At 41.5% G+C, this 15092-nt stretch carries 12 protein-coding genes; 10 read left to right on the top strand and 2 right to left on the bottom strand.

The window, feature by feature from the left end; translation table 11 throughout:
• Positions 1-106 precede the first annotated feature (106 nt).
• The 9 genes from HUJ21_RS04860 to HUJ21_RS04820 all read left to right on the top strand — a co-directional run bounded on the left by HUJ21_RS04860 (position 107) and on the right by HUJ21_RS04820 (position 9274).
• On the top strand, positions 107-1240 hold the full coding sequence (locus HUJ21_RS04860; protein ID WP_291367829.1) for a Wzz/FepE/Etk N-terminal domain-containing protein: 1134 nt from the start codon (positions 107-109) through the stop codon (positions 1238-1240).
• Positions 1233-2189: a glycosyltransferase family A protein gene (locus HUJ21_RS04855; RefSeq protein ID WP_291367828.1), complete on the top strand. Its 957-nt coding sequence runs from the start codon at positions 1233-1235 to the stop codon at positions 2187-2189. The genes HUJ21_RS04860 and HUJ21_RS04855 overlap by 8 nt, the downstream gene beginning before the upstream one ends.
• 4 nt (positions 2190-2193) lie before the next feature.
• Complete coding sequence (locus tag HUJ21_RS04850; RefSeq protein ID WP_291367827.1) at positions 2194-3375, top strand: O-antigen ligase family protein; 1182 nt, start codon at positions 2194-2196, stop codon at positions 3373-3375.
• Positions 3376-4248: a glycosyltransferase gene (locus tag HUJ21_RS04845; RefSeq protein WP_291367826.1), complete on the top strand. Its 873-nt coding sequence runs from the start codon at positions 3376-3378 to the stop codon at positions 4246-4248. It begins immediately after the preceding gene.
• Entirely contained in the window at positions 4248-4745 is a 498-nt protein-coding gene (gene pssD / locus HUJ21_RS04840; RefSeq protein WP_291367825.1) for a PssD/Cps14F family polysaccharide biosynthesis glycosyltransferase, read from the top strand. Before HUJ21_RS04845 ends, pssD begins: the two co-directional genes overlap by 1 nt.
• Complete coding sequence (pssE, locus tag HUJ21_RS04835; RefSeq protein WP_291367824.1) at positions 4742-5197, top strand: PssE/Cps14G family polysaccharide biosynthesis glycosyltransferase; 456 nt, start codon at positions 4742-4744, stop codon at positions 5195-5197. Before pssD ends, pssE begins: the two co-directional genes overlap by 4 nt.
• Before the next feature lie 41 nt (positions 5198-5238).
• Complete coding sequence (locus HUJ21_RS04830) at positions 5239-6924, top strand: capsule assembly Wzi family protein (protein ID WP_291367823.1); 1686 nt, start codon at positions 5239-5241, stop codon at positions 6922-6924.
• A gap of 45 nt (positions 6925-6969) precedes the next feature.
• Positions 6970-8022, top strand: a complete 1053-nt coding sequence (locus tag HUJ21_RS04825) for an NAD-dependent epimerase (RefSeq protein WP_291367822.1) — start codon at positions 6970-6972, stop codon at positions 8020-8022.
• Positions 8023-8107: 85 nt separating this feature from the next.
• Positions 8108-9274, top strand: coding sequence for an MraY family glycosyltransferase (locus tag HUJ21_RS04820; protein ID WP_291367821.1), 1167 nt, complete (start codon positions 8108-8110; stop codon positions 9272-9274).
• A 92-nt stretch (positions 9275-9366) separates the two neighbouring features.
• Here the strand turns inward: HUJ21_RS04820 and HUJ21_RS04815 are convergent, their stop codons facing one another.
• Together HUJ21_RS04815 and HUJ21_RS04810 are read right to left on the bottom strand one after the other, a co-directional pair.
• A complete protein-coding gene (locus HUJ21_RS04815) occupies positions 9367-10260 on the bottom strand; it encodes a TIM barrel protein (RefSeq protein WP_291367820.1) in 894 nt (297 codons plus the stop codon).
• A gap of 112 nt (positions 10261-10372) precedes the next feature.
• Positions 10373-13453 (bottom strand): PVC-type heme-binding CxxCH protein, encoded by a 3081-nt coding sequence (locus HUJ21_RS04810; RefSeq protein WP_291367819.1) that lies wholly within the window; start codon positions 13451-13453, stop codon positions 10373-10375.
• A gap of 427 nt (positions 13454-13880) precedes the next feature.
• Here HUJ21_RS04810 and HUJ21_RS04805 point away from each other — a divergent pair, with 427 nt between their 5' ends.
• Positions 13881-15089: a Gfo/Idh/MocA family oxidoreductase gene (locus HUJ21_RS04805; RefSeq protein WP_291367818.1), complete on the top strand. Its 1209-nt coding sequence runs from the start codon at positions 13881-13883 to the stop codon at positions 15087-15089.
• Positions 15090-15092 lie beyond the last annotated feature (3 nt).

Raw genomic sequence — 15092 nt, 5'->3', positions numbered from 1 at the left:
AATATCTTTCTTAAAGTGATTTTATTCTATATAGAAATTATTTTATCATTTTTTTGATACTTTTTAATTATAATACCAGTATAGAAATTTAATTCTTAAAAAAAATATGGGTACTAAATTGCAAGTGTTAGACAAATTTATTTCCGATTCTTTTCAAAATGAAGAAATAAATATTAAAGAGCTTGTTAAAACAATTTTGAACTTTAAGATTTGGATCTTTTTAGTTACGATTGTTGTTTTTTTATTGGGTCTTATTTTTATTATATCTTCGCCTGATGAATATGTAGCGAAATCTAAACTTCTGCTGGAACAACAGCAAGGTTTTAGTGGAAAATCCCTTGGAGGGCTTGCCGGTATTTCGGGTTTAGGAAATCTGGGACTGGGGAATCAAGGTTCTGAGTCTATCCCGGCTGAGCTCATTCCTGAATTGGTAATGGAGAGTGATTTTCTTAAAGAACTAATTTATGAGAAAATTGAAATACCAGAGGAGCGTGATAGTGTTACGCTAATTCAATTTGTTAATGAATATGAAAAACACGACTTCTATTATCATCTATTTAGGCTTCCGGCCTTAATTAGTACCCAACTTTCGTCCACTTCTGCTAAGGATAAAAATAATAAACCTCAACCTATAATTTCTTCTGAAGATCAGGATATTTTATCTTTAAATTCTGAAGAAAGGAAGGCAATTGTTCAATTAAGGAGTAGAATTCAGATTGAAAAAGAGGATAGACTACTCCTGATACAGACAAAAATGCAAAATCCGGTAGGCAGCGCTCAACTTAATGGAATTTTAATTAGAAAGTTGAAAAGTTACCTGACGGACTTGATTCTAGAAAAGGAAATTCAAAATTTTGAATTTATTCAAAAGCGAACAAATGAGGCTAAAAGCAGGGTAGAAAGCACACAGAAAGCACTTGCCAGATTCAGAGACAGTAATAGAGGTATCAATTCACAACTGGTAAAAACCGAAGAAGACAGGTTGCAGTCTGATTTTAATCTTGAATTTAGTGTATATAATTCTCTTGCGCAGCAATTGGAACAAGCCAGGATAAAGGTGCAAGAGGCGACCCCGCTGCTAAATGTTTTTCAAAGACCACAAATACCAACTTCTAATAGTGAACCAAAATATGTTTTATTAGGCATGGTTTTTCTTGTTTCGGGATTTGTTCTTGCAATCCTTTCTTTTTTTGGATTGCTAGTATTTCAAATACTTAAATTTCATTTTTCAAATGTTTAGTGTTATTATTCCCATTTATAACAAGTTTCCGCACCTGCAAAGGTCAGTTGATTCTGTCGTTTCCCAGGATTTTGTAGATTTTGAATTGATACTCGTCGACGATGGTTCCACCGATGGGAGCTATGAAAAAGCACTTTCTTTTGAGGATGATCGCATAAAAGTATTCCAAAGGAACACTCCGGGGCCAGGAGGATATGCTGCAAGGAATCTAGGGATAGCTGAAGCCACATATGAGTGGATAGCTTTTCTGGATGCTGATGATGCGTGGAAGCCTGATCATTTAACCACTTTCTTAAGTCTCATTAAGAATAAGCCTGATATATCAATCGTATCTACCTCGTGGACAGATGTTTTTGATGGAAAAGACAGCAGTAAATCTTTTGACAGTGCATATCATAGAAAGCACCAAACCAAAGGTGTGCACGAAATTGACCTGAAATCTTTTTTAGTGAACAGCAGGGATGGCTTTCCACCTTTCTGGACGGGGGCATTGGGTATCCGCAAGTCTTTGCTACAATCTGTTTCAGGTTTTCCTGAAGGAAGGTGCAAGCGCGGCGGAGATGTGGATACCTGGTTAAGGGCGATTTATTGGGGAAAATTGGCCCTCTGGTCTCCCCAGAAAACGGTGATTTATCATAGGGATTCTGTAAATATGGTCACCAAAACCCAGGTTTTTGAGTTGGGTTGTGAAGCAGATACGGTTAAAATGCTGGCTAATGAAACAAAGAGCCCTGTTATTAAATCCCTGTTATTTCAATTTTTAAATGCCAGGGTAGTGAGCAGGTGGCTTCAAACCCTAAGAGTGGGGCAAAAACCCGGATCCCTATGGGGAAAGACCAAATGGAGACACCTTAATTTTAAGGGTAGAGTTATCACATTTGTTTCGATTTTCCCTCCGGAGTTGACAGCAAAGGCTTACCGGTTTCTCAGTAGAGGTAAATATAATTGATAAATTGAATTTCTCTTTACCCAATAGCATTCGTTTAAAGGAAGTTCTCCAATGGGATTTCTTTTCTGTTTTGCTGGTGGTACTCCTGTTTTTCAGGATACTCGTGGACAGATCAGGACTAGGTGCGGCAGTAGGGCTGGCCCTTTTGGGAGGGTTTTTCCTTTTATTGTTGTTCAAATTGCGTATACCAAAATACTTACTATTTTACACAGGTTTTTTTTTCCTGTTGATTGGATACGCCTTTTTTAATGCTGTATATCTTCATAACCAACCCTTTTTTAGTATCAGAGGAGTAGTTCGCTATTTTTCTTATTTTGCGGTTTTTATCTTGGCCTATTACAGCAAAGTGTCTTTCAGACAAATTTTCATGTTATATACCCTGGTCGTTCTGCTGGAAAGCATTCTGGCAGTTTTTCAGTTTATATTTTTGGGAATGGAAAGGCCCAGCGGAACTTTTATCAATTCAAATCATTTCAGTTATTTTTTAGTGCCTTATTTTGCTATTTTACTTATTGTTTACCGGCTTTATTTCTTTTCTTTTCTCGTTTTTCTTTTTTCCGCATTTCTTGGGGGAATGGGTGGAGTTATCAGTTTATTATTGGTGTTGTTTTTATTTATGCTCCGCTATGCCCGACGATGGCAGAAAATTCTCGCCATTTTTGTTTTCCCTTTTTTTTTAGCCGGAGCTGCATTCTTGATGCAAAACAGGATCAGGGAACTGACTGATGTTACATCTATTACCGAAAGACTTGCGGAAAACCAGGCAGGGGGGGGCAGCTCTCTTGTGTGGAGAATTGTGACCTGGAAGTTGATGTACGATGAGCTGGTAGCAAAGGATGGCCTGTATACAGGTATGGGTCTGGAATTTGCATCCCTTGCAAGTCCTTATTTTTTAGAAAGCAGTATAAGAGAGCCCCACAATGATTATATAAGGGTATTACTTGAATTTGGCCTATTTGGACTGATCATGTTTTTATTTGCCCTGTATTATGCCTTGTCCAGAATGAGAAAGGCCTCCATAAAACACAATTCCAACACCTACTTTGCCATCTATGCAGCACTTGCAGCTATATTTTTAGGAATGATTGTTGGGAATATCGTTGTATTGAATACACTTTGGTGGTTGTTGCTGGCAATAATAGCCATCAAACACAAGGAGGAGAAATTAAAAAAAACAGACGTTTAAATGGGCAACAAGCTTGCGATAGTTACACCGGCGAAAAATGAGGCTAAGAATATCCAGAATTTAATTCAAGGAATGGCTAGCCAAACCTGTAAACCTGATTTATGGATTTTTATCAACGATGGAAGTACAGATGATACCGTTCAGATATTTGAAAAGGAACTGGACAACCATGCTTCAGCCTTTAAAAATACCATTGTGCTGCGAGTGGACTATGAAGATGAAGAAAAAGGCTATGCCCTTGGCCCAAAGTACAGCAGAATCATCAAGTTTGGTTTGGAACAAATTTTTGACCTTGAAAAGAAAAATAAGGCTGATTATAATTTCATAGGTATTTTGGACAGTGATGTGGTTCCGGAAAAGGACTATTACAGAAGCCTTCTGGAAAATTTTAGGAAGGATTCCAAATTAGGTATAGCTTCTGCCGCACGGCAATTGGAAGATTATGGAAGCGAAATCATTACCAGTTATGTAAACAGGAGTTTTGCACCTAGTGGATTCAGGGTTTGGAGGCGAAAATGTTTGGATGAGACAGGATATAAGATTTCTGTATCTCAGGATGCGGTATCTGCTGCCAAAGCCATCATGATGGATTGGAAAGTACGGTCATTTCCTGATTTGGAAGTTCGGTTGAGGCAAAGAGGTGCCAAATTTGGTTATGAGTACTATGGCAAGTCTGCTTACATGCGACACGTTCCTTACCTGTATGTGTGGGCAGGAGCTGCAAGAATGTTTCTCAAAGGAAAAAAAGCGGATGCCAGGCAGTACATCAATGGGTATAAGGAGGCATCTAAACAAAAGGTGGGACGAATTGATGATCCATTGGCAATTAAATATTTCAGGCATCGATTTTATTATAAACTGCTCGGAAAGTAATGAAGCCTAAGGTGATTCTTTTAATTTATGGTTCGGGTGGGCACAAAGCCCAAATGGAAAGGCTACTGAATAAAATGGATCGGCACCATGCGGAGTTAAAAATTGATTTTATCTCCATCACAGAAAGTGGTGCATCCATTGAGCATCATCTTGTCCTTGAAAATTTTGAGCAGCCCCCATTCAGAAATAAATATTTTTCTGCAGCCAATTTTTTTAAAATCCCACAGAAATATTTCAATTTTATCCAATGCTTTTTTCGTATTAAAAAGAATTATCAGGTAGTTTCAGTAATTTCTACAGGACCGGGACTGGCTATTCCGTTTTCCATGCTATTTAAGATGCTAAAATCCAAAATTATTTTTATTGAGACCTGGTCCAGGTTTGAAACCCAATCCTATGCCGGAAAAGTCATGTATCGCTTGGCGGACAGGTTTTATATTCAAAACAAATCCCTGGAAAAGTTTTATCCAAAAGCAATTTACTCGGGTTTATTATGAAGATATTGGTAACAGTGGGTACAACCAGATTTGACTCTTTGATAAAGTACCTCGATGAGCTGGTTTTACCTTCGGATATGGCTTTTACTTTCCAGATTGCTGATGGCGCATATAAGCCAGTAAACCATACATTTTTCTCATTTTCCAAAAAAATAGATCAATACTACAAAAGTAGTGATGTGATAATTTGTCATGCCGGGGCAGGGACCATTTACAAACTTTTAGAATTGAGGAAGAGGATCATCATTGTACCCAATACCGAAAGAACAGATAACCACCAATTGGATATCGCAGCCTTTATGGGAAATAATGGGTATGCCTTGACGGTGATTGATTTTGATGAACTTTTCAATGCCCTGCAACAAATTAAAGGAATTGATTTGTTGCCCTTTGAAAAACATGATTTTGATAAAACAGAGGAAATCCTCAGATTTAGCCTCAGCGGGAATTAAGTTGCTCCTTTTTTATTTTAATAGATATTTTTTGCGGTAGTATGTTGGTGATCAATTATAGAAAATGGTGGTTTTTTACCTTCATTTTTCTCCTTTTTCAAATAAATGCTTTTTCACAGGTATTGGCACCGGGCACTCCAATTTTAGAGGAGTTTTCCAGAAGGCAGCAAGTAATCCATTCCGAAAAAACGGCGGAAACAGAAGTTCTTTCCATTCGTCCACAGATTGCAAATGAAATTGGACCAAAGAAAAAGCCCAAATCAAAAAAAAGCCATTTTATTTTTTCCGTCCTTCCATTAGTCAGTAATCAGATCCTTAACGGGCAGAGACCCTATGGTTGGGGAGATTTTGGTATCCCTCCTGGGCGGGGATTTCAGCAATACCTGAGTGGGGGTATTTTTGCCAGATTGGGATTTTTAAACTTCCAGCTACAACCAGAATTTGTTTTTTCTCAGGATAAACCTTTTAAAGGATTTCCTGAAAGTTTTTCACCAGCCGTACAAAAGGCCCGATTTCACTATTGGAACAATGATGATACCCCGGAAAATTTTTCAAATGGAGGGTATAACAGATTTTGGTGGGGCCAATCAAGTTTCACAGCAAGCTTTGGAGCATTTGAAATCGGCGTATCCTCACGTTCTGTTTGGTGGGGTCCTGGGCAATGGAGCTCACTCACTTTTTCAAATAATGCAGAAAGTTTTCCTCATTTGACACTAAATACCACCAAGCCGGCAAAAACTGCTATTGGTAATTTTGAAGGGCAGGTATTGGTGGGCAGGTTAGAAAATTCTGGTAGAGTAGCTTCACAAATCCCTCAATTGAATGACAGGTATTTTCTCCCTTTTGAAGGGGATTGGAGGTATTTGAACGGCTTAATGGTAAGCTATCATCCAAAGTGGGTTCCTGGTTTTTTCCTGGGCTTTTTAAGGACTTTTCAACAATATAATGAAAACAGAGGAGATACATTCAGGGATTTTTTGCCTATTTTTGACCCATTCCAAAAAAAGAATTTCTTTGAAGACGGAAATACGCTTACCTTTGATAATGAAGCAAGGGATCAGCAAGCTGTAATATTTTTTCGACTGGTAAATAAAGCTTCCAATGCTGAGATTTATGCCGAATATGGGAGAAGGGACCACTCTTATGATTGGAGGGAGGCTCTGATGAACCCTGAACATGCAAGGGCATATTTGATGGGATTTCAAAAGCTTTTTTCATTAGCCAAAGGAAATAAATTCTTTCAAATTAGAGGGGAAATAACCCAACATCAGGAATCCGTTAATCGATATATCCGATATGAAGGTTTAGGAGGTAGAACATCTTGGGCCACCCATTACCAGGTAAGAGGATTTGTAAATAGAGGCCAATCTTTGGGCACGGGTATAGGTACTGGCAGCAACAGTCAAACCCTTGAATTTTCGGTTGTTGAAGAATTCGACAAGTTGGGGATAATAGTGGAGCGGATCGCCAACCACCAGGACTTTTACTACCGGGCATTTGGACAACAAAATGAAATACAGCCCTGGATAGATCTTAGTGCAGGGCTTATTTTTAATAAAAGATGGGACAATTTATTGGTAGGTTCGAAGTTCAAACTGGTGAATGGCAAAAATTATCAATGGCAAAGTGGAAGAAAAAGCAGCCCTGATTTTCCCGCGGGAAAGCATTTGTTTTCTTTTCATGGTAATCTCCATTTGATTTACTTATGGGATTACAAGAATAATTAGTTAGTTTAAGTGTTTGCTAATACTAATTCAATAAATTAAATAAAGATGAAAATTCTGGTAACTGGTACAGCAGGTTTTATAGGTATGCACCTGGCACAAAAGCTTTTGGAAAGAGGCGATGAAGTCATTGGGGTAGACAGTATCAATGATTATTATGAGGTGCAGCTAAAGCATGACCGCCTGAAATTAACGGGTATTGATCCAGACAGGATCGATTATGGTAAAATCGTAAAAAGCTCCAAACACCCCCATTACCAGTTTATTCAACTGAAATTGGAGGATAAGGAAGGACTATTCGGTCTTTTTAAGGAACAAAAAATAGACAAAGTGGTGAATTTGGCGGCTCAGGCAGGAGTGCGGTATTCCCTGACCAATCCGGATGCTTATATTCAAGCCAATATTGTAGGTTTTCTGAATATTCTGGAGGCTTGCCGCCATTTTGAGATCAAACATTTGGCATATGCCTCATCCAGCTCGGTATATGGTACCAATACCCAAATGCCTTTTTCCACCAGCCAGAATGTGGACCATCCGGTTTCTTTGTATGCCGCTTCCAAGAAGTCAAATGAATTGATGGCCCATACCTACAGCCATCTTTTTGGCCTGCCTACTACCGGTTTGAGATTTTTTACGGTGTACGGACCCTGGGGAAGACCAGATATGGCACTATTTCTGTTTACAAAAGCTATATTGGAAAACCAACCCATTAAAGTATTCAATTACGGGGAGATGCAAAGGGATTTCACCTATGTGGATGACATCGTGGAAGGTGTGATCCGGGTAGTGGATCATCCTCCCAAGGAAAATCCGGATTGGGATCCAGCTACCGGGGATGCCAGTCAATCAAAGGCTCCCTATACGGTTTATAACATAGGAAATTCAAACCCTGTTCGTTTGATGGACTTTATCAAAGCCATAGAAGTTGCACTTGGGAAAGAAGCCAAAAAAGACATGTTACCCATACAACCAGGAGATGTGCCGGCTACTTTCGCCGATACCAAACCTTTGGAAAATGAGCTGGGATACAAGCCTGCAACATCAGTGACATTCGGTATTCAAAAGTTTATAGATTGGTACAGAAGCTACTATAATGTGTAAGTAAGTTGGGGTTTTCATGAAATTTCAAGGAAAAAAACTAAAATTGTAAATTCATTATGTTTACTTTTGTGAAAACTTTCATGCCATGAATATTTTTCTATCAACAGCTACATCTTTTTTCTTTGGTTTTTTAATGACTCCTGTATTGATCATGGTACTTAAAAAGATCAACTTCATGGAAGCCCCCGGAGGACGTAAAATACATGCGGGCAGCATCCCGTCAATGGGCGGCATTGCAATCGTTTTTGCTGCCTTTATGGGTTTATTTGCATGGCTAAGTTTCGATCAAATCGTAGAAACCAGGTATTTTTTGGTTGCCCTGGGAATCATGTTTTCAGTAGGCCTTAGGGATGATCTCATTGAATTGACCGCCACACAGAAATTAATCGGGCAGTCTATACCGGCTTTTTTCGTAATTGTCATGGCAGATATCCGGATATCCGGTTTGTATGGATTTATGGGAATTTATGAAATCCCCTATTTAATAAGCGTTTTGATCACCTTTTTTGCGATTTTGGTGTTGACCAACTCCTTTAACCTGATAGATGGGGCAGACGGCCTTGCCGGATCGCTTAGCATGGTCACACTTACAATTCTGGGTTTCTGGTTTTATAGTCTCGGAATGACCTCCTATAGTCTCATATCCTTTACCCTTGTTGGAGGAATACTTGCATTTTTGGTATTTAACTGGCATCCTGCAAAGATATTTATGGGCGATACAGGATCACTGAGTCTGGGTTTTGCCCTGGTGGTATTGGTGATCCTATTTGTTGATAAGTCCGGGACCATGGCCCCCTGGGAGGGATTAAAAGTAAATGCTCCCTTTTCAGCAGGGATGGCATTTTTGATCGTTCCGATTTATGATACGGTCAGGATTTTTATCAAACGAAGTATGAAGGGTAAATCCCCGCTTAAACCAGACAAAAGCCATGTCCATCATTTTTTGCTTCGGATGGGACTCAAGCACGATCAGGTGGCCCTTACACTGGGGACGGTTAAGCTTTGTTTTATTGGGTTGGTCTTTTTTGGTTATGCTTTAAATGACCACATCCTCTTTCCGGTTTTGACCCTGGTGGCTGTTTCTCTGGGCCTATGGATGGACAAAAGAACCCTTAAAAATATCAAAAGCAACTGTAAAAAAGCGCCCAGCTTGTCAGAAAAAAGCCTGGTCAGAAGAAAGAAACGTCTTGCCAGAAGAAAACCAGAAATTTCTCAAAATGTGTTTTCTGACAATAAAATCAACATGAATTGATACCCCTGAGAAATTGATCAGGTATCTTCTTAATTAAAACCATAAAGGCCGCTACCTGAGAAGGAGCGGCCTTTTACCTTCAGCATATTTTTTCAAACATCACAAATCTCCACTCCTTGTTTTAGCGAAGCCAGTTTGTCTGCCCGTTTGGGTATAAATTCCTGCCCCACATATCCCTGGTATCCTGTATCCAGAATGGCTTTCATGATGGCGGGATAGTATAATTCCTGGGTTTCATCGATTTCATTTCTGCCAGGAACTCCTCCTGTGTGGTAATGAGAAATGTAGGGATGGTATTCCTTGATGGTGGCAATGACATCTCCTTCCATGATCTGCATGTGGTAGATATCGTAAAGCAATTTAATGTTTTCCGAGCCTACCGCTTTACATACTTCAACTCCCCATGCCGTATGATCTGCCTGGTAATCCTTGTGATTTACCTTGCTGTTTAGCAATTCCATACACATGATGACCCCATGTTTTTCTGCAGTGGGCATGACTTTTTTCAGCCCCATGGCACAATTTTCTATTCCTTTTGTGTCATCCAGCCCATTTCTGTTACCCGAAAAGCAGATGATTTGCTTGTACCCTGCGGCAGCTACTTTGGGGATTACCTCTTCATAACTTTTGATCAATTCCTCATGCAACTCAGGATTGTTCCAGCCCCTTTCAATCCCTAATCCTGCTCCCCAGGGCATGGCGCAGTCAAGCCCGTATTTTTTGAGAGTGGGCCATTCTTCCGGTCCGGCCAACTCTATAGACTTCAGTCCAATTTCTACAGCACCCTTGCACAAGTCCTCAAAGGCAATATCATTGTAGCACCACCTGCATACAGAGTGGTTAACATTGCCTTTTAAGTTTTCCGGCAGTTGGGCTTCCGCTGCCAATAGCCGGTTGGATAAACCCGGTACCAGCATGCCTGCCAGGCCAGTACCCGCTATTTTCTTCAATACGTTTCTTCTTTGGTTATTTTTGAGATTTTTCATGTGTTAATATTTTGTTTTTTTAAGATCACCTGCCTGCCGACAGGAAGGTGTTTTATAATCATCCCTCTGTGTGGGTTCCCGTCATGCTGGATTTCATGAAATAATAAGTTTATTAAGATTCTTTCTTTAATGACATCAGGTAAGCTACCAGATCCACCAATTCCTGGGTACTCATCGCTTTTTCCAGTCCGGAGGGCATCATGGAATTCTCCATTTGCTCCATAGTCTTCATATCTGCAGTTTTAATGGGAACAGAACTTCCACCAGGCATTTTTAATTCAATATCGGTTTCGGTTTGGCTGGCAATAATTCCTCCCAGGGTACTGCCATCTTTCATTTGGAGGACATGGCCCTCATAGCCGAAGCTAATGCCTGCATCAGGGTGAAGGATAGAAATGAACTGGGCCTCTTTCGAAAGCTTGCTGCCTATTTCTGTGAGTTTCGGGCCGAAGTCCATCCCCATATCACCTACCTGGTGGCAAACAGCACAATTGGTTTTAAATACCAGCAGGCCTTTCTCTACGCTGCCCTCCATGGCCAGTAGTTCGTTCATTGGCGGTAAGGGATTGTCTTCACCGGAAGTACTATCCAGATAACTGGCTGCCTCTGCACGTACACTTTTTCTCCAGGCACGACTTACACCGGTTACTGCAGCAGGAATTAGATTTTCGGGAAGTCGTTCAGACTTTAATAATTCCAAAATTTTCTCTTCGCCACCATAACTTCCCCCGATTGCTGAAGTAGCTTCTTTCCGGGTATTCAGTGGCAATGAGCTATCAAAGGCCATGTTTTCAAGGATTTGCAAAGATTCCTGTGTCCCTATTCCCCTTAGCACAGAAAGCATGGGATAAACCCTTTCTTCTGCTCCGCTGTAAAGCACTTTCCGGACCATTTCAATTCCATCAAAGCGTAGGAGCAAGGTTGCGGCTGTCTTACCCAAATTGTTGTCACTTTCCACTAAGGCCATTTCCAGTAACCTTTGGTTTTCTGACTTCACCTCAAACTTTTGTACCAATTCCAGATAAGCTTCGGTACCTTCGCTTTCCTTTAGCGCGTTTCTCAAGGCGCTCTGTGCAATTTCCGAACGATTCAAATAAGCCGGATCCAGGTGGGTAAGCACCAGTTTATTGATACGGTTACTTTCTTCCTGATTCGCCTGGCGCAAAGACTGCTCTTCAAGCATTTTTACCAGGGCCGCAGATTTTCCTTCCCTGTCCGGATTAAAGTCAAAAGCCCTGAAATACCGCAAACGATCCTCCAAAGGCTGGCCCTGATCGGAGGCAAGTGCTGCCAGGTGGCCCACGGCATTACCAGTCCTGGATCTCCAGATGATGTCCTGCTGCTTTTTACTGCTCATCAGCTCATCGCCGGTTTTTTCCAGCCAGGCATTGTAAAAACTATCCCACTGCCCTTCCGCTCCAATACCCAGAGCTTCCAGGTACCAACGGTCCTCCCCATCATGTTGGGCAGCTAGGGTGGCCCACAGTTCCGGAGCTTCCGGAATGCGCAAATTTCTCAGTGCGATGGCGGCTTCTCTCCTTACCTGTGGATCAGTGTCCCGGACCAATTGTTTGAGATATGGAGCCAGATCCAGTTTTTCCTGCCGGGCAGCCCTCAATCCGGCTATCCGCAAATCCGGATTTTCATGACTGATGGCGGCTTGAATGTATTTTTCACTATCATGACCTATTTTGGCAAGGGCCCAAAAAGCCCGGGCCTGGTACCGGGGGTTGGGATTTTCTTTAAAAATCCTTTCCAGAGCTGGGGCAGCATCTTTACCCATGGCTTTTATGTTTTTCCATGCCTGGTACCTGGTGGAGAGGTTTGGATTCAATAGTGCCTCCATACTTCCGTCGAGCGTATTGAATAAGATTTCAGGTTGCTCAGGAGCGGAGGACGAACTGGTAATTCTGAATATTCTACCCCGGTTCAGATCTCCTGCCTGGTGACCGCCAACTCCCGGATCATACCAGTCGGAAACCATTAAAGAACCATCTGGCGCCACACAAACATCAGATGGTCTGAACCACTGGTCTTTGTCTCCTTCCATGATGTTTACAATGGAAGCCTTGTAGCCTGCACCGTCTTTTTCTACCGGATAAGCACGAACCACATTTGGCCCGGCATCAGTATGGATCATCTGGTCCCAAAAAATCTCCGGTAAAGCTCTGCCTTCGTACACCACCATTCCAGTAGGGGAACCTGCTCCCGTTTGCAGAAGGTTGGGGATTACCCCCGGATCATTCAGGTGCCAGTGTTGCTGGGGGATTTCTTTTTCCTTATTGGTCCTGTTGGCTCTCCATCCCGCTCCGGTCATTTCATCCTTGTAACCAAAATTTCCATACTCCATCACATAATTGATACGTACACCCTTGTTGCCATCATCATCATTGTCGGATTGCCACATGGTACCGTATGAATCTACAGCCACTTCATAATTGTTGCGGAAATTCTGTCCCAAAACTTCAATCTCAGAAAAATCAGGGTTACACCTGAATACCAGGCCTTCCTTGTAATGCTCGGGAAGTATGGGTTTGCCATTGGTATCCTTCAATACCTCTCCGTTGCGATCCTCAATCGAGCCACCGGAATTGCCGAAATTAAAGTAAAATTTACCATCCGGCCCGAATACAAAGGCATGCATGCCGTGATCGTGCTGTTCTCCTCCTATGCCCTTAAAAATCACTTCTTTTTTGTCCGCCTGATCATCCCCATCAGTGTCTGTTAACAGCCAAACGTACGGGCTTTGGGAAACAATCGCCTGATTTCCCATTACCCAAATGCCCAAAGGTGAATTGAGTTCGGGATCCTGGTAAAAGACGGTACTTTTATCGGCAGATCCATCCCCATTTGTATCCTCCAATATCAAAATCCGATCCCCTACTTCCCGGGTCTCATTGCCGGTGATGGCTGGCCGGTAATTGTAGGCTTCGCAAACCCAAACCCTACCCTTGTGATCAATGTCAATATTGGTAGGATTGGTGAGCATGGGTTCTGATGCAAAAAGGTTGACATGAACTTTTTCGTTGACCTTTATGCCTAACAATGCATTTTCTGGCAATCTTTTTTCTTCCTCCGTCAATTGATCAAAAGGATGTTCAGAAGCATCTTCAGTATCCGGACTACAGGATACGCCTATGACCAAAAACAGCATTGAAAACCATAATGGCATACGGCAAAATAAATGTGGCATGATGGGTAGAAGTTATTGTTAATTATGCAAAGAAATCAGGGATAAATAAACGGAAATTTACGCGATTAAACCAACTATTTTAATTGTTTTTTTGACAGTTATAACTGTTTTTTATTTGGCAATATTGTGTTTTCTTCACCCACTGTAAAATCCAGATAGTACCCCAATACCAAAATGGAGTAATTATTCAGGATCTTTTTTTATCTTCATTTACAAATCTAAAAAATTGATGACCATGAAATCGAGCATGACGAGAACGGCACACCCTGAGATGATTATTAAGCATGCGAGATTCCATGTGCCCATTAAGAAACAAATTATAATCATATGAAATCGACACGATTAAAATCATCATTAAACACACAGGGCAATGATTATTTTAATCGTCAAAGATTCCATGTGACCATTAAGAAACAATTATAAACACATGAAATTGAGCAGAAGAAATTTTATTACTAAAAGTGGATTGTTGGCAGGAGCTCTGGGTTTGGGAGCATTCCCCTCCTGGAGTATACCTTCGGAATCTGATAAAAAAGTAAGAATAGGTATCGTAGGAGGTAGGTTTGGGGCTACTTTTCAATTCCATGAACATCCGGATTGTATCGTGGAAGCAGTCAGTGATTTGAGAAAGGACCGCAGGAATCATTTGATGGAAACCTATGGCTGTTCGAAAAGTTACCCCTCTCTGGAAATGCTTTTGGAAGATCCTAAGATTGATGCTGTTTTTCTGGCAACTCCTGCCCCGGATCATGCCGCACATACCATTGCCAGCCTCAAAGCGGGTAAACATGTACTTTGTGCCGTACCTCTTGCCATGAATTTGGAGGAATGCGGTCAGGTGAAGGAGGCGGTTTTAGCATCTGGTAAAACATATATGATGGCAGAGACCACCACCTACATGCAGGGAACCATTTCTGCCAAAAAATTCTATGAAGAAGGGCGGTTTGGTGAAATTTTTAGTGCTGCAGCAGAATACAACCACCCGGGGCTGGAGGTGCTTTGGTTTGAAAACGGAGCGCCTACCTGGAGACATGGCTTGCCTCCCATGCATTACCCAACCCATTGTACGGCATTTTTGATCAGTGTGACAGGTGAAAGGTTGAAACAGGTAAGTTGTGTGGGTTGGGGCAATGGCGAGGGACTTTTAAAGGACAACCCTTATCAAAATCCGTTCTGGAATGAAACGGCTTTTTTTCAAACCAACAGGAACCATCCTTTCAGGGTGGAGGTAAATTGGAAAGGAGCTTTGAGAAATGCAGAAAGAGGAGAGTGGAGGGGGGAGAAAATGAGCCTTTATCTGCCTTCCGGTCATGGAAACCAGGCCACCATGGTGACAGCAGCAGATCAGCTGGGGAAAGATGATGCAGGATTTGAACATACTCAAAATAAGGTGGAAGCCTATGAATTCCCCCAATGGTGGAAAACAGAAATGCTCCCTGAAAAAATGAGGCACAACAGCGGGCACGATGGCTCTCACACTTTCATCACACATGAATTTATCAGGTCAATTCTGGAGGAGAGGTGGCCTGAGGTAAATGTTTACGAGGCACTTGCCTATACCGTACCAGGGATTGTTGCTCACCAATCTGGCCTGAATGGAGGGAAGTCGCTGGCTATTCCGGATTATGATGATTGAGAG

Origin of the sequence: Cyclobacterium sp. (assembly GCF_014762705.1) — a bacterium.
Classification (GTDB): domain Bacteria; phylum Bacteroidota; class Bacteroidia; order Cytophagales; family Cyclobacteriaceae; genus Cyclobacterium.
This window is presented reverse-complemented; position numbering and strand designations above follow the sequence as displayed.